Origin of the sequence: Pseudaminobacter soli (ex Li et al. 2025) (assembly GCF_029892515.1) — a bacterium.
Classification (GTDB): Bacteria; Pseudomonadota; Alphaproteobacteria; order Rhizobiales; family Rhizobiaceae; genus Pseudaminobacter; species Pseudaminobacter soli_A.
The window spans coordinates 1,885,697-1,906,841 of record NZ_JARXVF010000001.1 but is presented as its reverse complement, the minus strand read 5'-3'; the positions used below and the strand labels follow the sequence as shown (position 1 = coordinate 1,906,841).

17 protein-coding genes are annotated in these 21,145 nt (G+C 65.0%); 7 read left to right on the top strand and 10 right to left on the bottom strand.

Going from position 1 to position 21,145, the window contains the following annotated elements:
* The first annotated feature begins 47 nt into the window (after positions 1–47).
* Both M2281_RS09085 and M2281_RS09080 read left to right on the top strand, forming a co-directional pair.
* Positions 48–329 carry a type II toxin-antitoxin system RelE/ParE family toxin gene (locus M2281_RS09085; protein WP_280820732.1) on the top strand — a complete coding sequence of 94 codons (282 nt, stop codon included), beginning with the start codon at positions 48–50 and terminating at the stop codon, positions 327–329.
* Positions 304–618: a HigA family addiction module antitoxin gene (locus tag M2281_RS09080; RefSeq protein ID WP_280820731.1), complete on the top strand. Its 315-nt coding sequence runs from the start codon at positions 304–306 to the stop codon at positions 616–618. Before M2281_RS09085 ends, M2281_RS09080 begins: the two co-directional genes overlap by 26 nt.
* A gap of 41 nt (positions 619–659) precedes the next feature.
* Here the strand turns inward: M2281_RS09080 and murJ are convergent, their stop codons facing one another.
* Both murJ and M2281_RS09070 read right to left on the bottom strand, forming a co-directional pair.
* Positions 660–2,267 (bottom strand): murein biosynthesis integral membrane protein MurJ, encoded by a 1,608-nt coding sequence (gene murJ / locus M2281_RS09075; protein ID WP_280820730.1) that lies wholly within the window; start codon positions 2,265–2,267, stop codon positions 660–662.
* 34 nt (positions 2,268–2,301) lie between these two features.
* Entirely contained in the window at positions 2,302–5,100 is a 2,799-nt protein-coding gene (locus tag M2281_RS09070; RefSeq protein WP_280820729.1) for a [protein-PII] uridylyltransferase, read from the bottom strand.
* A gap of 195 nt (positions 5,101–5,295) precedes the next feature.
* Between M2281_RS09070 and M2281_RS09065 the strand changes: the two genes are divergently transcribed.
* Positions 5,296–6,558 carry an Hsp70 family protein gene (locus tag M2281_RS09065; protein WP_280820728.1) on the top strand — a complete coding sequence of 421 codons (1,263 nt, stop codon included), beginning with the start codon at positions 5,296–5,298 and terminating at the stop codon, positions 6,556–6,558.
* An 18-nt stretch (positions 6,559–6,576) separates the two neighbouring features.
* Complete coding sequence (locus M2281_RS09060; RefSeq protein WP_280820727.1) at positions 6,577–7,554, top strand: small ribosomal subunit Rsm22 family protein; 978 nt, start codon at positions 6,577–6,579, stop codon at positions 7,552–7,554.
* Positions 7,555–7,823: 269 nt separating this feature from the next.
* On the opposite strand, the gene mutS is transcribed toward M2281_RS09060, so the two are convergent.
* Entirely contained in the window at positions 7,824–10,505 is a 2,682-nt protein-coding gene (mutS, locus tag M2281_RS09055; RefSeq protein ID WP_280821162.1) for a DNA mismatch repair protein MutS, read from the bottom strand.
* A gap of 153 nt (positions 10,506–10,658) precedes the next feature.
* Between mutS and M2281_RS09050 the strand changes: the two genes are divergently transcribed.
* Complete coding sequence (locus tag M2281_RS09050) at positions 10,659–12,944, top strand: NADP-dependent malic enzyme (RefSeq protein WP_280820726.1); 2,286 nt, start codon at positions 10,659–10,661, stop codon at positions 12,942–12,944.
* A 136-nt stretch (positions 12,945–13,080) separates the two neighbouring features.
* Here the strand turns inward: M2281_RS09050 and M2281_RS09045 are convergent, their stop codons facing one another.
* From M2281_RS09045 to M2281_RS09035, 3 genes are all read right to left on the bottom strand, one after another.
* Positions 13,081–13,431: a hypothetical protein gene (locus M2281_RS09045; RefSeq protein WP_280820725.1), complete on the bottom strand. Its 351-nt coding sequence runs from the start codon at positions 13,429–13,431 to the stop codon at positions 13,081–13,083.
* A gap of 60 nt (positions 13,432–13,491) precedes the next feature.
* Positions 13,492–13,998 carry a hypothetical protein gene (locus tag M2281_RS09040; RefSeq protein ID WP_280820724.1) on the bottom strand — a complete coding sequence of 169 codons (507 nt, stop codon included), beginning with the start codon at positions 13,996–13,998 and terminating at the stop codon, positions 13,492–13,494.
* Between the two features lie 589 nt (positions 13,999–14,587).
* The gene (locus M2281_RS09035) at positions 14,588–15,580 is read right to left on the bottom strand and encodes an adenosine kinase (protein ID WP_280820723.1); all 993 of its coding nucleotides are present in this window, start codon (positions 15,578–15,580) and stop codon (positions 14,588–14,590) included.
* Between the two features lie 169 nt (positions 15,581–15,749).
* On the opposite strand from M2281_RS09035, the gene M2281_RS09030 reads away from it, so the two are divergent.
* Positions 15,750–16,490, top strand: a complete 741-nt coding sequence (locus M2281_RS09030; protein ID WP_280820722.1) for a sulfate transporter family protein — start codon at positions 15,750–15,752, stop codon at positions 16,488–16,490.
* A gap of 3 nt (positions 16,491–16,493) precedes the next feature.
* Here the strand turns inward: M2281_RS09030 and M2281_RS09025 are convergent, their stop codons facing one another.
* The 4 genes from M2281_RS09025 to M2281_RS09010 form a co-directional block, all read right to left on the bottom strand.
* On the bottom strand, positions 16,494–17,297 hold the full coding sequence (locus M2281_RS09025; protein ID WP_280820721.1) for an isocitrate lyase/PEP mutase family protein: 804 nt from the start codon (positions 17,295–17,297) through the stop codon (positions 16,494–16,496).
* 69 nt (positions 17,298–17,366) lie between these two features.
* Positions 17,367–18,026, bottom strand: a complete 660-nt coding sequence (locus M2281_RS09020) for an HAD family hydrolase (protein WP_280820720.1) — start codon at positions 18,024–18,026, stop codon at positions 17,367–17,369.
* Positions 18,023–18,496 (bottom strand): dUTP diphosphatase, encoded by a 474-nt coding sequence (gene dut, locus M2281_RS09015; protein WP_280820719.1) that lies wholly within the window; start codon positions 18,494–18,496, stop codon positions 18,023–18,025. The genes M2281_RS09020 and dut overlap by 4 nt, the downstream gene beginning before the upstream one ends.
* 92 nt (positions 18,497–18,588) lie before the next feature.
* Positions 18,589–19,320 carry a class I SAM-dependent methyltransferase gene (locus M2281_RS09010; protein ID WP_280820718.1) on the bottom strand — a complete coding sequence of 244 codons (732 nt, stop codon included), beginning with the start codon at positions 19,318–19,320 and terminating at the stop codon, positions 18,589–18,591.
* A gap of 171 nt (positions 19,321–19,491) precedes the next feature.
* On the opposite strand from M2281_RS09010, the gene M2281_RS09005 reads away from it, so the two are divergent.
* On the top strand, positions 19,492–21,084 hold the full coding sequence (locus M2281_RS09005; RefSeq protein ID WP_280820717.1) for a peptide chain release factor 3: 1,593 nt from the start codon (positions 19,492–19,494) through the stop codon (positions 21,082–21,084).
* The last annotated feature ends 61 nt before the right edge of the window (positions 21,085–21,145 follow it).

Here is a 21,145-nt window from a genome sequence, read left to right as displayed (position 1 = left end):
ATTGCGCCAGATTGATCCGTATGACGTTATGCGTTATAAACTATGCGATGATCAGCAGCTTTGCCGACGCAGAGACCGAAAAGATCTGGAACGGCCTGCGGAGCCGGAAGCTGCCGTCCGACATCCAGGACAAGGCCCTGGTCAAACTCAGGCTTCTCAATCAGGCGCGCCAGCTCGACGATCTTCGGATACCGCCTGGCAATCGCCTGGAAGCGTTGAAAGGCGACCGCAAGGGGCAGTTCTCGATCAGGATAAACGACCAGTGGCGCATCTGCTTCCACTGGCGTGACGGAGTGCCGAGCAATGTCGAAATCGTCGACTACCATTGAAGACGAGCTTCACAATCCGCATGCGGGAGAGATTCTGCTGTCGGAGTTCCTCGAGCCTATGCGGCTCAGCCAGAATGCTCTGGCACGCGCCATCGGCGTTCCTCCGCGCCGGATCAACGAGATCGTGCTGGGCAAGCGCGCCGTCACCGCCGATACCGATCTCCGGCTGGCCCGCTATTTCGGCATTTCCGAGGGCTTCTTCCTCGGCTTGCAGCACGATTTCGAGCTGCTGGAGCAGAAGCGCCGGCTCGGCGACGAACTTCTGAAAATCCGGCCGCACGCAGCATAGGCGCGGCCGAGCTCAAGGCGCGCGCTGCTAGTGGTGGGGAATTATTCATCCAGCGCCGCGTTTGCCGCCGAGGCCTGTGGCTTTGCCGCGCCGCGCTTCATGTTGCGGCGGACCATGCCGAGGTCGGCGCCGCCGATACCGAAGGCCACGCCGAAATAGATGACTGTGGCCCCGGCGACGAGCGCAAGCAGCGTCGCGGCCTGGGTGTGGAGCGGTGCGGACGAGGCGAGATAAGGCGCAAGCCTGCCGATCGCCATATGGAGCGCGCCGGCCATCACGGCGGCGGCGATCACCAGGCGGGGGATGCGTGTCAGAAGCGGAATGTCGGCACCCCAGTGGCCGCGCTTCACCAGCACGGTGAGCAGCATCGCGGCATTGACCCAACCGGCGATGGCCGAGGCCGTGGCGATGCCGGGCGCGCCCATGACCGGAAACAGCGTCAGCGCCACTGAAATGTTCACGGCAACGGAGATGGCCGCAAAGATCATCGGCGTGCGCGTGTCCTCGCGGGCGAAATAGCCGGGCGTGAACGCCTTGATGAGCACGAAGGCCGGCAGGCCAAGCCCGAAGATGGCGAGGATCGCGGCCACCGTCGGCGTGCTGTTGCCGGCCGCGAACTGACCGCGCTCATAGAGCACGCGCACGATCGGCTCCGACATGACCAGCAGCGCCGCCGCTGCCGGCAGGGTGAGGAACAGCGTAAACTCGACCGAGCGGTTCTGCAGATTGGCGGCTTCCTTGAGGTTGCCGGACTTCAGAGCACGGGCGAGTTCGGGAAGCAGCACGATGGCGACCGCCACGCCCACCACGCCGAGCGGTAGCTGGTAGACGCGGTCGGCCAGCGCCAGCGAGGAGACGGCGCTGTTTTGTCCCGACGCGATTGCCGTGCCGATGAGCTGGTTGATCTGCGTGATGCCGCCGGTGATCGCCGCCGGCAAGGCGAGGATCAGGAGCCGCTTGACGTTGGGCGTCAGGTGCGGGCGGCGGAAGCCGATAGAAATGCCGGCATGGCGCACGGCAATCCAGACGATGGCAAGCTGCACGATACCCGCGGCCAGCACGCCCCAGGCCATCGCATAGCCGACGGTGAGGTTGTCATGGCCCCGGTACCAGGCATTGGCCAACACGGCGATCAGGATGATGTTGAGGAACACCGGCGCGATGGCGGCGGCAAAATAGCGGCGCAGCGAGTTCAGCATGCCGCTCATCATCGCAGCCAGCGACATGCAGATGAGATAGGGGAACATGATCGTGGCGAGAGCCACGGTGAGATCGTATTTCTGCGGCTCGTCCACGAAGCCCGGCGCGATCAGGAAACGCACCAGAAGCGGCATCGCCAGTTCCATGGCGATGGTGAGCACCAGAAGCGTGGTGAACAGCACGCCGAACACCTCTTCCGAAAAGCGCTTGGCGCCTTCGGTGCCGTTGGCCTCGATCTCCTTGGCAAAGAGCGGCACGAAGGCGGCGTTGAAGGCACCTTCGGCGAACAGCCGGCGGAAGGTGTTGGGAAACTGGAAGGCCGCATAGAAGGCGTCCGCCACCGGCCCGGTGCCGATCGCCGCCGCCATCAGCATCTCTCGCACGAAGCCGAAGGCGCGGCTCATCAGCGTGCCGGATGCGACGGTGGCGAATTTTTTAATCAGGCTCATGCGTGCCGTTCCGATTTATGCGGGCGAGAAATCACTACACCGTTGCCTTCACCTTGGCGCTGCGTTGGGCGGTCTCGCCCTGCAGCGTGGCCAGAAGCCTGTCGCGGATCGTCTGCTGCCGCGTCGGGTTGTCGATCTTCTGGTTGGTGAGGTCGGTGACGTAGAACGTGTCGATCACCTTCTCGCCGAAGGTGGTGATGTGGGCCGAGGCGATGTCGAGCGACAGGTCCGACAGCGCTCCGGTGATCTCCGACAAGAGGCCGGGCCGATCGAGCCCCGACACGTCGATGACGGTGAAGCGATTGGACAGCGTGTTGCGGATGTCGACGCGCGGCTCGCGGCGGAAGGCCTTGGCGCCGCGCTTCTGCTTGGTGCGCTTTTCGATCATCTCGGGCAGCCAGGCCTTGCCCGACAGCACGTCCTCGATGAGCTTGCCGACGCGCTCGCCGCGCCGCTGTTCGTCCTCGTCGCGGTCGAATTCGCGGTTGATGAGGATGGTGTCGAGCGCCCGGCCGTCGGAAGTGGTGAAGATCTGCGCGTCGACGATGTTGCCGCCGGCCGCAGCACAGGCGCCCGCGATGACCGACAGGAGGCGCGGATGGTCGGGCGCCAGCACCGTGATCTCGGTGACGCCCTCGAACTCATGGGTCTTGACCATGGTCGAAAGCTTGCGCTTGTCGGCATCCGCCGCACGGATGAACTCGGCGTGCCGGACCTGGTCCTTCAGGTCGACGGCCAGCAGGTAGTTCTCGTAGTGCAGGTCCGCCATGCGGTTGCGCTCGGCTTCCGGCCAGCCGGCAAGGGCCACGACGAGACCCGCGCGCGCTTCGGCGGCGCGCTGCGCGCGCGACACTTCGGAGAAGCCGCCGGTCAGCAGCAGTTCGGTTTCATAGTAGAGCGTGCGCAGCAGCTGGCCCTTCCAGCCGTTCCACACGCCGGGACCGACGCCGCGAATGTCGCAGACGGTGAGGATGAGCAGCAGCTTCATGCGCTCCACCGTTTGCACCACGTCGGCGAAATCCTCGATGGTCTTGCGGTCGTTGAGGTCGCGCGACTGCGCCACCATCGACATCACCAGATGGTTCTCCACCAGCCAGGCCACGGTCTCGGTCTCGGCCGCGGATAGGCCCATATGCGGGCAGATGCGCCGGGCGATCCTGGCGCCGGCCTCGGAGTGATCCTCCGGGCGGCCTTTGGCGATGTCGTGCAACAGAACGGCCACGTAAAGCGCCTCGCGCTTCTTCTTCAGCCCTGTCATCAGCGAATGCGACAGCGGATGGACCTTTTCGCCGTCGCCGCGCTCCAGTTCCGAAAGCACGCCGATGCAGCGCAGCAGATGCTCGTCCACCGTGTAGTGATGATACATGTTGAACTGCATCATGGCGACGATGCGGCCAAAATCGGGGATCAGCTTGCCGAGCAGGCCAGCTTCGTTCATGCGGCGCAGATTGAGCTCGGGATTACGATCCGAGGTGAGGATGTCGAGGAACAGCCGGTTGGCTTCCTTGTTGCGGCGCAGGGTCTTGTCTACCAGCGACAGCGAGCGGGTGAGCAGCTTCAGCGCGTCGGGATGGAACTCCAGCCCGTGCTTGTCGGCAAACCAGAAAAGGCGAAGCATGTTGACCGGGTCGCGCACGAAGACCTGGTCGTCGGCCACGTTGATGCGGTGGTTGTCCACGATGAAATCGCCGGTGCCGGCGAGCTTGCGCTGGCGGCGCGAGAAGGTGAGAAAGATGCGGTCGAAGCCGGGCACATACTTCGCCTGCTCCTCCTCCAGCCCGGCGCAGAAGATGCGCGTCAGGTCGCCCACGGTCTTGGCGATCAGGAAGTAGTGCTTCATGAAGCGCTCGACGGCCGACAGGCCAGGGTGGCTGGTGTAGCCGAGCCGCTCGGCGATATCGCGCTGGATGTCGAAATGCAGGCGTTCCTCACCCTTGCCGGTCAGGAAGTGCATGTGGCAGCGCACGGCCCAGAGGAAATCCTCGGCCTTCAGGAACTGGTTGTATTCGGCACGGGTGAAGACCTCCTTCTCCACCAGTTCCTCGCCGGTGCGCACCCGGTAAAAATATTTGGCGATCCAGAATAGCGTATGCAGGTCGCGCAAGCCGCCCTTGCCGTCCTTCACATTGGGCTCGACCAGATAGCGGCTCTCGCCGGCCTTGGCGTGGCGCTCGTCGCGCTCGGCGAGCTTTGCCTGCACGAATTCGGGGCCGGTGTGCTTCACCACGCTCTTGTCGAAGCGGACCAAAAGCTCGTCGAAGAGCTTTTCCTCACCCCACAGGAAGCGGGCGTCGAGGAGGGCGGTGCGGATGGTGATGTCTTCGCGCGACAGGCGCAGGCACTCGTCGATGTTGCGGGTGGCGTGGCCTACCTTTAGCCCCATGTCCCACAGCATGTAGAGCATGTATTCGACGATCTGCTCGCCCCAGGGCGTCTGTTTGTAGGGCAGCAGGAACAGAAGGTCGATGTCGGAGCCCGGCGCCAGCGTGCCGCGGCCATAGCCGCCCACGGCCACCACCGCCATGCGTTCGGCCGAGGAGGGATTTCGCGCGTGATAGACGTGCGTCGCGGCGAAGTCATAGAGCGCGCGTATGATCTCGTCCATCAGGTGCGAGATACGCGCGGCGCAAGCCGTGCCGCCGCCATCCTCGCGCAGCATCCGCTCGGCCACCGCGCGCCCTGCCGCCCGGCGCTCCTTCAGGAGCTGCAGCACGCGGCCGCGCACTTCCATGCTCGAGCCGTCGCCGCCGGTTTCTGCGGTCAGCGCGGTGAGATCGCGGCGCAGGGCCTCGCCGTCGATAAGTTCCTCGAGCTTCAGGGGTATCTTCGCCATGCCTGACTAAAAAGCCTCGCTTTCCGGGCGGCGTCTATAGCTCTTTTTTCGCCGGCTGGGTATGGGGCGCCACTTTGCGGCGCTTTTTGGTCGTTTGAGAAAAATCGCGGTTTCGCCTCGACATTGCCGCGCAGCTTGTGTAACCGCTCACCTCCCCCCGCGGCCGGGCCGTCATCTCACATAAAAGGATCTCCCATGAAACCGATCAGCGGTGGCATCGACTTTGGCACGTCCAACTCCACCGTCGGCTATATCGCTGGCGGCCGCCCCAAGCTGGTGCCGCTCGAAGGCGATCACGTCGCCATGCCCAGCGCCGTCTTCTACAATTTCGAGGACAACAACACCTATTTCGGCCGCCGGGCGATTGCCGACTACGCCGAGAACGCCGAAGGGCGCTTGCTGCGTGCGCTGAAGAGCGTGCTGGGTTCCTCGCTGATCCATGAGAAGACGCGCATCAAGGCGCGCTACCTCGCCTTCTCCGACATTATCGGTACCTTCGTCGCCTATCTGAAGGAGCGGCTGGACAACGAGTTGGGCGATGACATCGAGCAGGTCGTGCTCGGTCGCCCGGTGCATTTCGTCGACGAGGACGAGGCCGCCGACCGCGACGCGCAGAACCAGCTGGAAGCCGCCGCCCGCGCCCAAGGTTTTAAGCACATCGCGTTCCAGTTCGAGCCTATTGCCGCCGCGCTCGACTACGAGCAGAGCGTGACGCGCGAGGAACTGGCGCTGATCATCGACATCGGCGGCGGCACGTCCGACTTCTCCATCGTGCGCGTCTCGCCCGAGCGGGCGCGCGCGGCCGACCGCAAGGACGACATTCTTGCCAGCACCGGCGTGCATATCGGCGGCACCGATTTCGACCGGCTGCTGTCGGTCGCCCATCTGATGCCCGAACTCGGCTACAAGACGCAGACCAAGGACGGCAAGCGTAACCTGCCCGCCGGCTATTTCAACGACCTCGCCACCTGGCAGCGCATCAACATGCTCTATACGCCCAAGGCCATGACCGACCTGCGCCAGATCCGCTACGAGGCCGCAAAGCCCGAGCTGGTCGACCGCATGATCGACATCGTCGCCAACCGCCAGGGCCACGCGCTGGCCGGCACGGTGGAGCGCGCCAAGATCGACCTCACCGACCGCGACGACACCTCGATGAACGTCAAGCTGACCGAGGAGACGCTGTCGCTGCCGGTCACGCGCGCCGGGCTCGACGAGGCGATCGACATGGCGGTCGAGCGGGTCGCGAACACGGTGCAGAAGACCCTTGCCGACGCCGGCGTCGAGGCCCAGCGCATCACCACGCTGTTCCTCACCGGCGGCTCGACGGCCATTCCGCTGCTCAAGAACCGAGTGCTGTCGCTTTTTCCAGGTGCAACGGTCGTGCAGGGCGATATGTTCGGCTCGGTCGGGCTCGGGCTGTCGCTCGATGCGGCCCGCAAGTTCGGCACAGCCTGAGAGGGATATTAGAGCGAGATGGAACTTCCCGCAGCCCTTCGTCAGGCAGTCGACAAGGCGCTCGAAGGCGTGCCGCTGCCGGTGCTGAAGCAGGCGGCGGAGGTGCTGTCGCGCCGCTATCGCGCCGAAACGCGCGACGGGCGGCTGCACCTGTCCGACGATCTGGCGGCAAAGGCCTATCTGGCGACGCGCCTGCCCGCGACCTATGCGGCGGTGCGGGCCAGCCTGGAAAGCGTCGCCGAAGCGCGGGATAGTTTCGCGCCGCGCAGCCTCATCGATGTCGGTGCCGGCCCGGGCACGGTGTTTTGGGCGGCGCGCGACTGCTGGGACAGTCTTGAGGACGCTACGCTGCTCGAAACGAGCCCGGCAATCCGCGCCGTGGGCACGGACCTCGCCCGCCATGCCGAGCCCATCACCGCGCGCTACCTTGCCGCCGATGTGTTGGGAAAATTCCCGGAACTTGAGTCTGCCGACCTCGTCACGCTCGCCTATGTGCTGGACGAGTTGCCGCCCAATGAAATCGAGCCTCTGGTCGACCGGCTGTGGGCGCTGACGGGCGACACGCTGGTCATCGTCGAGCCCGGCACGCCGGCCGGCTGGCAACGCATTTTGCGTGCCCGCGCGCGGCTCATCGAAGCGGGCGCGCATCTCGTCGCGCCCTGTCCGCACCAGCAATCATGCCCGCTCACAGCACCCGACTGGTGCCATTTTTCACGCCGCGTCGCCCGTTCGCGCCTGCACCGGCTGGCCAAGGGCGGGGAGGTGCCGTGGGAAGACGAGAAGTTTATCTACGTCGCCGCCTCGCGGCATGCGGGCACGGCGTTTGAGGCGCGGGTGCTGGCACCACCGCAGGCAAGCTCTGGCATGGTGCGCCTAAAGCTGTGCGATGCCGAGGGCAACGCCGGCGAGCGCCTGCTCACCCGCCGCGACGGCGCCGCCTTCAAGGCCGCCCGCAAGCTCGATTGGGGCGATGCCGTGTGGAAAGAAGCCGACTAAAGGCTGCAAGCCTTTCAGAATTTGCGGCCTCTCTCAGCGGGGAGAGAGTGGCTTGCGGATGCAGGGCAATCGCATACGGCACAGCCCACCCCCACTCCGCCTCGCTGCGCTCGGCACCTCTCCCCCTCAAAAGGGGAGAGGAAGGGCGCCAGCCTTGCGGACGGCGTTTCCTCTCCCCCGTCGAACGGGGGAGAGGTGGTTTGCGAAGCAAACCGGAGTGGGGGTCGAATTTTATTGCGATTGCCCCGGGTGAGGGGGGTAAGTCGCACTCACCCCTTCGCCGCCAGCTCCTTCAGCCGATACAGTTCTTCCATCGCCTGGCGCGGGGTCATCTCGTCGAGATTGAGCACGGCAAGGGCCGCGCCCACCACATCGACCTTCGCCGGCGCGGGCGGCGTTTCCTTCTTCATCGCCGCCGAAAACAGCGGCAGGTCGTCGACCAGCCGGTCGGCCTTGCCGGAGGTTTCGCCGGCCTCGAGCTGATGCAGCACGTCCTTGGCCCGCTGCACCACGGCGTCCGGCAGGCCGGCCAATCGCGCCACCTGCACGCCGTAGGAACGGTCGGCCGCGCCCTTGCCGACCTCGTGCAGGAAGACCACGTCGCCTTCCCACTCCTTCACCCGCATGGTCACGTTGGAGAGGCGCTGCAGCTTCTCGGCCAGCGCGGTCATCTCGTGGAAATGGGTGGCAAAGATCGCGCGGCAGCGGTTCTTCTCGTGCAGATATTCCACCGCCGCCCAGGCAATCGACAGACCGTCGAAGGTCGCCGTGCCGCGGCCGATCTCGTCCAGAATGACCAGCGCGCGCTCGCCGGCCTGGTTGAGGATCGCCGCCGTCTCCACCATCTCGACCATGAAGGTCGAGCGCCCGCGCGCCAGATCGTCCGAGGCGCCGACGCGGGAGAACAGCCGGTCGACGACGCCGATATGGGCCGAGCTGGCCGGCACGTAGGAACCCATCTGGGCGAGGATGGCGATCAGCGCGTTCTGGCGCAGGAAGGTCGATTTACCGCCCATGTTCGGGCCGGTCAGCAGCCAGATGGCGCCCGCCTTTGCGCCGCCTTCCGGCGACAGGTCGCAGTCATTGGCGACGAAGGCGTTTTCGCCTGCCGCGCGCAGCGACTGCTCCACCACCGGGTGACGGCCGCCGACGATCTCGAAGGCAAGGCTGTCATCCACTTGCGGACGGCACCAGTTCTCGCTGGTCGCCAGCACCGCAAGCGCTGCCGAAACGTCGAGTGCTGCAAGTGCGGCCGCCCCTGCGCGGATCGTCTCGGCCTGGGCGACCGCTTCCGCCACCAGCGTGTCGAAGGCCGCAAGCTCGATCGCCAGCGCGCGATCGGCCGCATTGGCGATCTTGGTCTCCATCTCGGCGAGTTCGGTGGTGGTGAAACGCATGGCGTTGGCCATGGTCTGCCGGTGGATGAAGCGCGCCTTGGCCGGGTCCGTCCCGTTCATGATCGCTTGATGGTTCGCCGTCACCTCGATGTAATAGCCCAGCACATTGTTGTGCCGGATTTTTAGCGAGCGGATGCCGGTGTCCTCGATCAGGTCGCGCTCCATGCTGGCGATGACGCGCCGCGACTCGTCGCGCAGCGCGCGCATTTCGTCGAGTTCGGCATGGTAGCGGGCGCGGACAAAACCGCCGTCGCGCTTGAGCAACGGCAGGTCGTCGTCCAGCGCGCCGGTGAGATGGTCGGCAAAGGGGGCCGGCAGCGCCGAGATCGCTTCCAGCGCTTCGGAAAGCTCGACCGGCACCTCGATATCCGCGAACAGCGTCCGTATCGCGAGCGCCGCTTCAAAACCCGAGCGCAGCGCGCCGAGGTCGCGCGGGCCGCCGCGGTTCAGCGCCAGCCGGGTCAGCGCGCGCGGCATGTCGGACACGCCCTTCAGGTACGCGCGTAGGGCTTCGCCCACTCGCCGCTCGGCAAGAAAGAAGGCGACCGAATCCAGCCGCTGGGCGATGGCCTTCGGGTCGGTCAGCGGCGACATCAGCCGGTCGGCCAAGAGCCGAGCACCGGCGCCGGTCACCGTGCGGTCGATGGCCTTCGAGAGCGAGCCGTCGCGCGCGCCGCTCGTGGTGCGCAGGAGCTCCAGATTGGCGCGCGTCGCCGGATCGATGAACAGCGTCGAGCCCGACTGCTCGCGCTCGGGCCGCGACAGCGGCGGCCGCTCGGCTTTCTGGGTCTTCTCGACATAGGCGACGATGCCGGCAATTGCCGAAAGCTCGGCGCGTGAGAAAGTGCCAAAGCTGTCGGGGGTCGCGACCTCGAAGAAGCGCGCGATGCGGCTCGGCGCGGAGGCCGAATCGAACAGGCTCGACGGCTGCGGATTGGCCACCCGCCCCACCAGGTCGAACACCGGCTTCAGCTCTGCGTCGTAAAACACCGGCTCGGGAAGGATCATCTCGCGCGGGTCGATGCGGAAGATGTCGGCCAGCAGGTTGTCGGCGCTGGTCTCGGCGACGCGAAAGATGCCGGTGGAGAGCTCGATCCAGGCCAAGGCATAAGCGTTGTCCGAACCACCCTTCACCCGTCCCAGCGCCATCAGGAAATTCGATTCCGCCGGCGCCAGCAGCTTGTCTTCGGTGATGGTGCCGGGCGTCACCAGCCGCACCACGTCGCGCTTGACCACCGATTTCGAGCCGCGCTTCTTGGCCTCGGCCGGGTCCTCGATCTGCTCGCACACGGCGACCCGATGGCCGAGCCCGATCAGCTTCTGGAGATAGTCGTCCGCCGCATGGATCGGCACGCCGCACATCGGGATGTCGTGGCCCTGGTGTTTGCCGCGCTTGGTCAGCACGATGCCCAGCGCGCGGCTGGCGATCTCGGCGTCCTCGAAGAACAGCTCGTAGAAATCGCCCATGCGATAGAACAGCAGCGAATCCGGGTTCGCCGCCTTGATCTCGAGGAACTGTTCCATCATCGGCGTGGCGGCGCCGCTGCCCGGCATGGGCGTGCTTGCGTCGGTGCGGATCGGCGTTTCGTCGTTCACTGTCTCGTCCAAAAAAGAGCTTCGTCCTGATTGGCGGTTTACAGGGCTGAAGTGTAGCCTTAATCCCGAACACTCCACAAAAAACGGCTCGGGAAGGGACCGCGCGACACCATGGCATCCGGCAAGAAATCAGACAACGCAGGCCCCTCCGTCGGCGCACAGGAAGCGCTGGATTTCCACGCCATGGGCCGCCCCGGCAAGCTGGAGATCAGCCCCACCAAGCCCATGGCGACGCAGCGCGATCTTTCGCTCGCCTATTCGCCGGGCGTCGCGGTGCCGGTTCTCGCCATCGCCGAGGACCCCAGCCGCGCCTTCGACTACACCACGCGCGGCAACATGGTGGCGGTGATCTCCAACGGCACGGCGATCCTGGGCCTCGGCAATCTCGGCGCGCTGGCCTCCAAGCCGGTGATGGAAGGCAAGGCGGTGCTGTTCAAGCGCTTTGCCGATGTCGATTCCATCGACCTCGAGGTCGACACCACCGACGTCGACGAATTCATCAACTGCGTGCGCTATCTCGGCCCGTCCTTCGGCGGCATCAACCTCGAAGACATCAAGGCGCCCGACTGCTTCATCATCGAGCAGCGCCTGCGCGAGCTGATGGACATCCCGGTCTTCCATGACGACCAGCACGGCACGGCCATCATCGCCGCCGCCGGCCTCATCAACGCGCTGGAAGTCACCGGCCGCGACGTCAAGACCACGAAACTCGTCTGCAATGGCGCTGGCTCGGCCGGTATCGCCTGCATCGAGCTCATCAAGGCGATGGGCTTTGCGCCCGAAAACATCACCCTGTGCGACACCAAGGGCGTGGTCTACCAGGGCCGCACCGAGGGCATGAACCAGTGGAAGTCGGCGCATGCGGTGGAGACCGACGCGCGCAGCCTGGCCGACGCCATGGAAGGTGCGGACGTATTCTTCGGCCTCTCCGCCAAGGGCGCGCTGACCCCCACCATGGTCCAGTCCATGGCCAAAAACCCGATCATCTTCGCCATGGCCAATCCCGATCCTGAGATCACGCCCGAAGAAGTCGCCGAGATCCGCACCGACGCCATCATGGCCACAGGCCGTTCGGACTATCCGAACCAGGTCAACAACGTGCTGGGCTTCCCCTACATCTTCCGCGGGGCGCTGGACGTGCGCGCCACCACCATCAACGACGAGATGAAGATCGCCGCGGCGCGCGCGCTGGCCGATCTCGCCCGCAAGGACGTGCCCGACGACGTCGCCGCCGCCTACCAGGGCAACCGTCCGAAATTCGGCCCCAACTACGTCATCCCGGTGCCGTTCGACCCGCGCCTCATCTCGGCCATCCCCGTCGCCGTCGCCAAGGCGGCGATGGACACCGGCGTCGCCCGCCGGCCGATCCTCGACCTCGACAAATACGCCAACGAGCTGTCGGCCCGGCGCGACCCGATCGCCTCGACGCTGCAGCGCATCTATGACCGCGTCCGCCGCCAGCCCAAGCGCATCGTCTTCACCGAAGGCGAGGAAGAGCAGATGATGCGCGCGGCCGTGTCCTATGTGAACCAGCGCCTCGGCACCGCCATTCTGCTCGGCCGCGACGACGTCATCAAGGAAAACGCCCGCAACGCCGGCGTCGACCTCGACAAGCCCGGCATCGAGATCATCAATGCGCGCCTGTCGCGCCGCAACGCCATCTATGCCGACTTCCTCTACGAGCGCCTGCAGCGCCAGGGCTTTCTGTTCCGCGACTGCCAGCGCCTGATCAACAACGACCGCAACCATTTTGCCGCCGCCATGGTGGCGCTGGGCGATGCCGACGGCATGGTCACGGGCGTCACCCGCAACTACTCCACCGCGCTGGAAGACGTGCGCCGCGCCATCGACGCAAAGCCCGGCCACCGCGTCATCGGCGTGTCGATCGCGCTCTGCCGCGGCCGCACCGTGCTGGTGGCCGACACGGCCGTGCACGACATGCCCAATGCCGAGCAGATCGCCGACATCGCCGAGGAAGCCGCCGGCTTCGCGCGCCGCATGGGCTATGAGCCGCGCATTGCCATGCTCGCCTATTCCACCTTCGGCCACCCGGCCGGCGAGCGCTCCGAGCGCATCCAGGAGGCCGTAAAAATCCTCGACAAGCGCCGCGTCGATTTCGAATATGACGGCGAGATGGCCGCCGACGTCGCGCTCAACCCGCGCCTCATGCAGCAATATCCGTTCTGCCGCCTGTCGGGCCCGGCCAATGTGCTGATCATGCCGGCGTTCCACTCGGCCTCGATCTCGACCAAGATGCTGCAGGAACTCGGCGGCTGCACGGTCATCGGCCCGCTCCTGGTCGGCCTCAACAAGCCGGTCCAGATCGTGCCGCTCAACGCCAAGGATTCCGACATCGTCAACATGGCGGCGATCGCGGCGTTTACTGCGGGGGCTTGAAGCAGCGGTCGGCCCCGAGCTTCGCGAGGGGCCGATCAATCGACAACGATTTGTCGATTGAAGCGCTTCAAGGCCCGGAGCCATAGCGGAGGGCATGGCGCCGCCCTCCTTGCTTCCTTCGCGATGTGGCGACGGCTCAGTTCGCCCTGTCTTGCTTGCGATGGAAAATATTGATGTCGCCGAACAGGTCCTCAATGGACCCGTTCATCTCATCCGACTCCCGGTAGGCCGCCAGCTTGGCGGCCACGACATCGAGATCGAGCTTGCCGTGTAGCCTGACCACATGGCCAAGGCCGGTTATGCTCGCCTGCTTAACCCACCGGCTTGGATGATCAAGCTGGCTCAGGCAGATACTCTGGGCCCATGCCCAGTCATCATCGTGTAGCGCGGCACTTAGCACGGCACGGATTACATCGTCTTCGCTGCCGCTCGTCAGCCGCTCCTGAATATACTCGCGATCAAGCTCGGGGATTGGTTGATATTTCATAGGGATGTAGCCCGCCCGCGAGGATGCAAGTATTCGTGGTTACCACAATTCCTGATGCGATCAGTATGCGCCGCGTAAAATGGGCCGCCAATAGGCCCTTAAGAAGTCAGCGCATGTCATATCTGCTAATTCGAGGGATTTGACCACTTCATGCGACGGTCCCATGGTATTGATGATATCTCGCTCAATCACTTGTTTGTTTGGTCCTGAAACGCCATAGCTTGTCCCGAAGACCACTCTATCCTCAGCTTCGTGTATCGACAGAAGTTGCATATTCATGTCGCCATATGAGAAGCCAAGGTAAACAATTACTTCGGCTTCCGTAAGGAGACGGCGCATGCGTATCAGCATGTCGCTATCATCAACTCGCTCGGTGAACGTGCGAATTTGCTCCGCTATCTCAGGGAGTTCTTGAGGATAAGCATCTTTCCCGAACGCGATGGTACCGCTAGGAAGTTGCCAGGGAAGCCTGCCAACTTGGCCATAAGGATGCTCGATCTTCAGCGTCCGGACCAATTCTTCCGCTTCGCTCTCTGATTTTCTCCCCCACCTTTCCGCCTCCCGCATACTCCGTGGCATCGGCCTCACCGGGAACACGGGTCATGAACCGGATGAGCGTGGAGGGCGACGATGTCCGGGCTGGTGGCGCTAACGGTGGCGCTGCTGGGTGATGAACCCCCAAGTCCGGGCCTTTGCGGCGGCTGGCCACGCGAATGTGGAGGCGACTGAGCGGGGCAAGAGCATCGAACGGGCGGTCGAAGGGCCGCAAGATTTACCTAAACGAGCGCGTCCGACGACCGCCCGTCTTCCCAGGTTCTTTGACAATGGCCAGACGGTGAAGACCGGGCGTGGCGATGAATAGGTGCGTCCTTCGAGGCGCGCCCTACGGGCTCGCACCTCAGGATGAGGAATGTTGGCGCGGCACCTCAGGATGAGGGGGCGCGGTGGCCTCCTCTGGAGAGAGGGGCAGGCGCCGACGGAAAGCGCGAATCTGCACCAGTCCCTCGCCCTACGATGAGGGAGGTGGGCGCCAACGGTAGCCCTCATGGTGAAGGTGAGGAATGGTCCGCGAAGCGGGCGAAAAGCCAAATCGTTGGCTTTTCGTGGCCTGCGGCCACCACTCCTCACCCCCTCAAGGGGGAGGGAGGGCACCGAGCTACAGCAACCCCGCCTGTTCGGCCTGCTCGCGCAGATTTTGCCGTGGGCGCGGGCCGATCTGCTGGATGACCAGGCCGGCGGCCAGCGAGCCGAGCTTGCCGCACTCTTCCAGGCTGCGCCCCGTGGTGTAGCCAAACAGGAAGCCGGCGGCGTAGAGGTCGCCGGCACCGGTGGTGTCGACCAGTTCGGCGATCTCGATGGCGTCGACGGCAACCGTCTCGTCGCCGCGCACGATGACCGAGCCGAGCTCCGAGCGGGTGACGGCGGCGAGCTTGCAGTCGCGGCGGATCAGCTCCAGCGCCTGGTCGAAGGATTCGGTCTGGTAGAGCGACTTTGCCTCGCTCTCATTGGCGAACACGATGTCCACCGTGCCCGACCGCATCAGGTCTAAAAACTCGTCGCGGTAGCGGTCGACGCAGAACGGGTCCGACAGCGTCATCGACACTTCGCGGCCGGCGGCATGTGCGTGGGAGGCCGTAAGCCGAATGGCTTCCTTGGCGCGCGGCGGGTCCCACAGATAGCCCTCGAAATAGGTGACCTTTGCGCCGCTCGCCTTGTCGGCCTCGACATCCTCAGGCCCCAGCTCCACGCAGGCGCCGAGATAGGTGTTCATCGAGCGCTCGCCGTCGGGCGTGACGAAAATCATCGAGCGGGCGGTGGGCGGCGTGCCGGTGAGCGGGTTGGTGTCGAAGGCCACGCCCTGCGCCTTGATGTCGTGGGTGAAGATGCCGCCGAGATGGTCCTGGCTGACCTTGCCGAAATAGGCCGAGCGCCCGCCAAAGCTCGCCACGCCCGCCGCCGTGTTGCCCGCGCTGCCGCCGGAGGCCTCGATGGCCGGGCCCATGCGGCTGTAGAGCAGCTCGGCGCGCTCGGCGTCGATCAGGTTCATGGCGCCCTTGATGATGCGGTTCGCCACGAGGAAATCGTCGTCGCACTGGGCAATGATGTCGACAATCGCATTGCCGATGCAAAGCACGTCGTATTGGCTCATGAAGGTCTCCGCAAAAGCCGGGCAGATACTTTGTGGCACGCAGGCCGCCGGCGGGTCTAGCGGTTTGCCCGAATTTTGCAAAGCCTGCAAAACGCGCTTTCTTGCGGGGACGTCGCCGCCTGCCTATCTCAGGGCGACAACGGCCCCGACGTGAAAGGAACCGCCGCCGATGATATTCGACGCCGCCCGTGCCGCCGCCGGCAGGCTGTTCTCGCCAGAATTCCGCGCGGTTTTTCTCAAGACGCTCGGCATCACCCTGCTGGCGCTGGTGGCGTCCTGGTTCGGGCTCTACAAGCTGTTCGACGTGCTCGCCTTGCCGTGGATCGACGCGCTGCTGCCCGGCTTTCCGGCCTGGGCCGGCTGGCTCGGGCTGATCGCGGCGATCTTCGCCGGCGTGGGGCTGGCGCTCGGTCTTGCGCTGCTGATCGCGCCGGTGACGGCGCTGGTGGCCGGCCTGTTTTTGGACGACATCGCCGAGGTGGTCGAGCGCACCGACTATCCGGCCGACCCGCCCGGCCGCGCCTTGCCCATCGTGCCGGCCGTAGTCATGACGCTGAAATTTCTAGGCGTGGTCATCGTCGCAAACATCTTGGCGCTGCTTCTGCTTTTGGTGCCGGGCGTAAACATCGGCGCCTTCTTCGTGGTCAACGGCTATCTGCTCGGCCGCGAATTCTTCGAGTTCGCCGCCATGCGCTTCCGCCCCGAGGCCGAGGCCAAGGCGCTGCGGCGCAAATACGCCGGCACCGTCTTCATGGCCGGGCTGGTGATCGCGGCGTTCCTCGCGGTGCCGTTGCTTAACCTTCTGACGCCGCTCTTCGCCGCCGCCATGATGGTGCATCTGCACAAGGCGGTCTCCGCGCGCGAGCTTTCGCTGGCGCCTTCGACGCGACTGGCCGCGCGGGCAGGGTAGGGGTTACCTGCGAGAAAACATGTCCTGCAGCGTGCCGAAGGGAATGCCGTCGCGCGAAAATTCGAATGTGCCTTGCTCCAGCATCTCGCGCGAAGCCTTCTGCAACATGCCGAAAGCGTAGGTCGTCAGTTTGGAGCCGACCGAGACGCGCTTTGCGCCGGCTTCGGCCAGGGTAGCGACGCTGAAGCCCGGGACCGCCAGCACATTGACCGGCTTCGACACGGCAGAGCAGATCTTGCGCACCGTTTCGACATCGGTGATGCCCGGCGCGTAGAGCACGTCGGCGCCGGCCTTTTCGAAAGCCTGCAGGCGTTTGATGGTGTCGTCGAGATCCGGGCGGCCGTGCAAAAAGTTCTCGGCGCGCGCGGTGAAGACGAACCCGCGCCTCAGCGCATGGGTGGCTTCCGCCGCTGCCGCCACGCGCTCTACCGCTGCGGAAAAGTCGTAGATCGGCTTGTCGGGGTCGCCGGAAAAATCCTCGATCGAGCAGCCGGCGAGCCCGGCGGCGCTGGCGGCGAAAATGGTTTCGGCCGCGCTTTCGGGAGTGTCGCCCTTGCCCTTTTCAAGGTCGGCGGAAACCGGCAACTCCGTGGCGGCGGCCAGTTCCCTGCAATGGGTGATCATGACGTCGAAGGGCACGCCGCCGTCGGGCAGGCCGCGCGAAAAGGCAAAGCCGGCGCTGGTGGTGGCCAGCGCCTTGAAGCCGGCGGCGGCGAGAAGCTTCGCCGTGCCGACGTCCCAGGGATTAGGGATGACGAAGGCGCCAGGCGCCTCATGGAGCTTGCGAAAGACCGCGCCCTTATCCATTGCATCGACCTCGAAACAGGAAGGAACGGCGCGATCTTAGCGATGACGATGTCGCGCCGCAAACCCGTTTCAGCCGAGCGGAATCAATCCTGCCAATTCGCGCATATCGTCGAACAATATGCCTCCGGCGGCTGCGAGGCCGTCGCGATTGGTGTTCGGGTCGCCATGGTAGGAGAAGACGCGCATGCCGGCGGAAATGCCGGCCTGCGTGCCGGGCACGCTGTCCTCGATGACGATGCAATCCGATGGGTCAAAGCCCATGGTGGCTGCGGCATGAAGGAAGAGATCCGGAAACGGCTTGGCGCGGCCGACCATGCTGGCGCTGAACAGCACGTCCTCGAAATAGTGCAGGAGCCCGGTGGTGCCGAGCGTCACATGCATCTTGGAGACCCGCGCCGAGGAGGCGACGCAATAGGGGATCTCTTGCGCGCGTACCGCCTCGATGAAGTCGCGCACATGCGGAATGGCTTCCACGCCATGGGTGGCGAACAGCTCCGGCAGGCCGGAGTTCCAGCGCTCGACGAAATCCTCGCCGAGCCTGTAACCCTGCGCCTCGACCTCCTTCTGCACCGAAATCATGCTGCGGCCGGAGAAGGTCTTGCGGCAATACTGGTAGTCGACGTCCATGCCGGCCTTGCGCAGCCAGCCGGACAGCTCCTTGTTGACGGTGTTTTCGGTGTCGACCAGCACGCCGTCGCAGTCGAAGATGACGAGCTTGGGCTGCGTCATGCGTGGCCCGTCGACCCGAAGCCGCCGGCGCCGCGCCCTGTCGACCCGGCAAGGCTCTGCTCCTCGAGCTTCACCTGCGTGACCGGGGCGAAGATGATCTGCGCGATGCGCATGCCGCGCTCGACGTAGAATTCCTCGTCGCCATGGTTGATCAGCAGCACCTTTACCTCGCCGCGATAGTCGCTGTCGATCGTGCCGGGCGTGTTGAGGCAGGTGATGCCGTGCTTGAAGGCAAGGCCGGAACGCGGCCGCACCTGGCCCTCGTAGCCTTCGGGAATTTCCAGGATCAGGCCGGTCGGCACCAGCGCGCGCCGGCCAGGCAGGATGAGAAGCGGGCGGTCGTCGGGCACCGCCGCGCGCAGGTCCATGCCGGCAGCACCGGCGGTCTCATAGGCGGGCAGGTCGAGACCCTTGGCTTCGGGGAGCCGGACGACGCCGACGATGGGGGAGTTTTGGGAGGGCGTGTTCATGGCCGCGATCTATTCCCGGTTCTCGGCTTTCGTCAATTCGCAAGCGCAGCATGCGACGGTTTTTGGCAGGCGTGGGGACGGGACAGCTTGTCCTACCCGCGCCGTGCCGACACCAGCAAGAACATCGGCCGCTCGCGTTCCTCGGCCAGCATTGGGCTTGCAGCGACTTGCGCGTCGGTCGGCCCCCACTCCTCGACATGGGTGATGGCGAAGCCGCTGCGGATCAAAAGGTTGAGTGTGGTGCCAATGGTGCGGTGCTGCTTCACCACCCCTTCGGCCAGCCAGTTGGTCACGCGCGGACCTTCCATTTGATAGCTGTCCACGGGCCAGGTCTTGCGGCCCTGTCCATCCATGGTCCAGCCGGGGTGCATCGGAGCCATCAGGATGGGATGCTCCATTGAGAAGGTGAATTGGCCGCCCGGCACCAGCGCGCGATGAACCGTAGCCAACAGGCGTGGCAGGTCGGTGATGTAGTGCAGCACAAGTGAGCTGTAGGCGAGATCGAAGGACGCGTCCGGCAATTCCAGATGCTCGAGATCCGCCCGCTCGTAGCTGACGGCCTCGTCGGCGGTGACAGCCCGAGCGCGGGCCAGCATGTTTTCCGACACGTCGAGGCCGAGCACCTGTGCGGCCCCATTTTCGCGTGCCCAGCGGCAGAACCAGCCGAAACCGCAGCCGAGGTCTACGACCCGCTTGCCGGTGAGGTCGGGCAGCAGCGCCCGCAGCGACGGCCATTCGGGCGCGCCTTCCAGCCCGTGCACGGAACGGCCAAGCCGGCTGTAGCCCTCGAAGAATTCGGGATCGTCATAGATGTTCTGGGTCATGTCCCGGTTCCTCGCTTGGCACTGCTGCTCATGAAAGATCTGCGCAATATCGCCTATATATGGCGGACCTATATGACGAGGCTCGGGCAACAAGGGCCAGATCGTCCCATTTTCTCGACAGCGGCCCGACCTCCTGCTAGAAGCCGGCCCATCAAACAGGATCATCACGACATGGCTGAAGACATAGCCAAGGCGGTCTCGCGCCGCCGCACCTTCGCGATCATCGCGCACCCGGACGCCGGCAAGACCACGCTGACCGAAAAGCTCTTGCTGTTCGGCGGCGCCATCCAGCTCGCCGGCGAGGTGAAGGCCAAGAAGGACCGCATCCAGACCCGTTCGGACTGGATGAAGATCGAGCGCGAGCGCGGCATCTCGGTCGTCACCTCGGTGATGACCTTCGAATATGGCGACAACGTCTTCAACCTGCTCGACACGCCGGGCCACGAAGACTTTGCCGACGATACCTATCGCACGCTTTCTGCGGTGGACTCGGCGGTCATGGTCATCGACGCCGCCAAGGGTATCGAGCCGCGCACGCTAAAGCTGTTCGAGGTGTGCCGCCTTCGCGACATCCCGATCATCACCTTCGTCAACAAGATGGACCGCGAGGCCCGCGACACCTACGAGATCCTCGACGAGATCGAGCAGAAGCTGGCGCTCGACACCGCGCCCATCACCTGGCCCATTGGCCAGGGCAAGACCTTTGCCGGCACCTACCATCTGGCCGAGAACGCTGTGCGCCGCAGCGACGCGGAAGAAGAACGCACGCCGGTGCACGGCCCAGACTCCAATTGGGCTGCGGGCCTGCTGCCCGACAACGACCGCCCGGCCTTCATCGAGGAGCTTGAGCTGGCGCGCGAGGCCTGTCGGCCCTTCGATCTCGATGCCTTCCGCCAGGGCCACCTGACGCCGGTGTATTTCGGCTCGGCGTTGCGCAATTTTGGCGTGCGCGACCTGATTGAGGCGCTGGGCGCCTTTGGCCCTGCGCCGCGCGCGCAGGAGGCCGACGTGCGCAAGGTCGAGGCGACGGAGGAGAAGATGACCTCCTTCGTCTTCAAGATCCAGGCCAACATGGACCCCAACCACCGCGACCGCATCGCATTCGTGCGCGTCTGCTCGGGCACGCTTCAGCGCGGCATGAAGGCCAAGCTGGTGCGCACCGGCAAGCCGATGTCGCTGTCGGCGCCGCAGTTCTTCTTCGCGCGTTCGCGTATCACGGCCGACGAGGCCTATGCGGGCGACGTGGTGGGCATTCCCAACCACGGCACGCTGCGCATTGGCGACACGCTGACCGAGGGCGAGGACATCCTGTTCCGCGGCGTGCCGAACTTCGCGCCGGAAATCCTGCGCCGCGTGCGCCTGGGTGACGCCATGAAGGCCAAGAAGCTCAAGGAAGCGCTGCAGCAGATGGCCGAGGAAGGCGTCGTGCAGCTCTTCCAGCCCGAAGACGGCTCGCCGGCCATCGTCGGCGTGGTCGGCGCGCTGCAGATCGACGTGCTGAAAGAGCGCCTCAACGTCGAATATACCCTGCCGGTCGATTTCGAGATGTCGCGCTTCTCGATCTGCCGCTGGATCGATGCCGACGACAAGGCCGACCTGCAGCGCTTCGTTGAAGCCCATCGCGGCGACATCGCCCGCGATCTCGATGACGATCCGGTGTTCCTCGCCCAGCACGAGTTCTCGCTGAACTACGAGGCCGAGCGCTGGAAGGCGATCCGCTTTACGGCGGTGAAGGATTATCAGGTCCGCGACAAGGCGGCGTGACAAGCCGGAGCAAGAAACAAAAAAGGCCGGGTTGATCCCGGCCTTTCTTTTTGGCTATCGG

What these genes read in the sequence shown, in the direction of transcription:
- M2281_RS09025 (WP_280820721.1), bottom strand. Translation starts at nt 17,297, where the DNA reads ATGGATAAGGGCGCGGTCTTTCGCAAGCTCCATGAGGCGCCTGGCGCC.
- mutS (WP_280821162.1), bottom strand. Translation starts at nt 10,505, where the DNA reads ATGCCGGGCAGCGGCGCCGCCACGCCGATGATGGAACAGTTCCTCGAG.
- M2281_RS09005 (WP_280820717.1), top strand. Translation starts at nt 19,492, where the DNA reads ATGGCTGAAGACATAGCCAAGGCGGTCTCGCGCCGCCGCACCTTCGCG.
- M2281_RS09050 (WP_280820726.1), top strand. Translation starts at nt 10,659, where the DNA reads ATGGCATCCGGCAAGAAATCAGACAACGCAGGCCCCTCCGTCGGCGCA.
- M2281_RS09085 (WP_280820732.1), top strand. Translation starts at nt 48, where the DNA reads ATGATCAGCAGCTTTGCCGACGCAGAGACCGAAAAGATCTGGAACGGC.
- M2281_RS09040 (WP_280820724.1), bottom strand. Translation starts at nt 13,998, where the DNA reads ATGCGGGAGGCGGAAAGGTGGGGGAGAAAATCAGAGAGCGAAGCGGAA.
- M2281_RS09020 (WP_280820720.1), bottom strand. Translation starts at nt 18,026, where the DNA reads ATGACGCAGCCCAAGCTCGTCATCTTCGACTGCGACGGCGTGCTGGTC.
- M2281_RS09030 (WP_280820722.1), top strand. Translation starts at nt 15,750, where the DNA reads ATGATATTCGACGCCGCCCGTGCCGCCGCCGGCAGGCTGTTCTCGCCA.
- dut (WP_280820719.1), bottom strand. Translation starts at nt 18,496, where the DNA reads ATGAACACGCCCTCCCAAAACTCCCCCATCGTCGGCGTCGTCCGGCTC.
- M2281_RS09070 (WP_280820729.1), bottom strand. Translation starts at nt 5,100, where the DNA reads ATGGCGAAGATACCCCTGAAGCTCGAGGAACTTATCGACGGCGAGGCC.
- M2281_RS09035 (WP_280820723.1), bottom strand. Translation starts at nt 15,580, where the DNA reads ATGAGCCAATACGACGTGCTTTGCATCGGCAATGCGATTGTCGACATC.
- murJ (WP_280820730.1), bottom strand. Translation starts at nt 2,267, where the DNA reads ATGAGCCTGATTAAAAAATTCGCCACCGTCGCATCCGGCACGCTGATG.
- M2281_RS09065 (WP_280820728.1), top strand. Translation starts at nt 5,296, where the DNA reads ATGAAACCGATCAGCGGTGGCATCGACTTTGGCACGTCCAACTCCACC.
- M2281_RS09045 (WP_280820725.1), bottom strand. Translation starts at nt 13,431, where the DNA reads ATGAAATATCAACCAATCCCCGAGCTTGATCGCGAGTATATTCAGGAG.
- M2281_RS09010 (WP_280820718.1), bottom strand. Translation starts at nt 19,320, where the DNA reads ATGACCCAGAACATCTATGACGATCCCGAATTCTTCGAGGGCTACAGC.
- M2281_RS09080 (WP_280820731.1), top strand. Translation starts at nt 304, where the DNA reads ATGTCGAAATCGTCGACTACCATTGAAGACGAGCTTCACAATCCGCAT.
- M2281_RS09060 (WP_280820727.1), top strand. Translation starts at nt 6,577, where the DNA reads ATGGAACTTCCCGCAGCCCTTCGTCAGGCAGTCGACAAGGCGCTCGAA.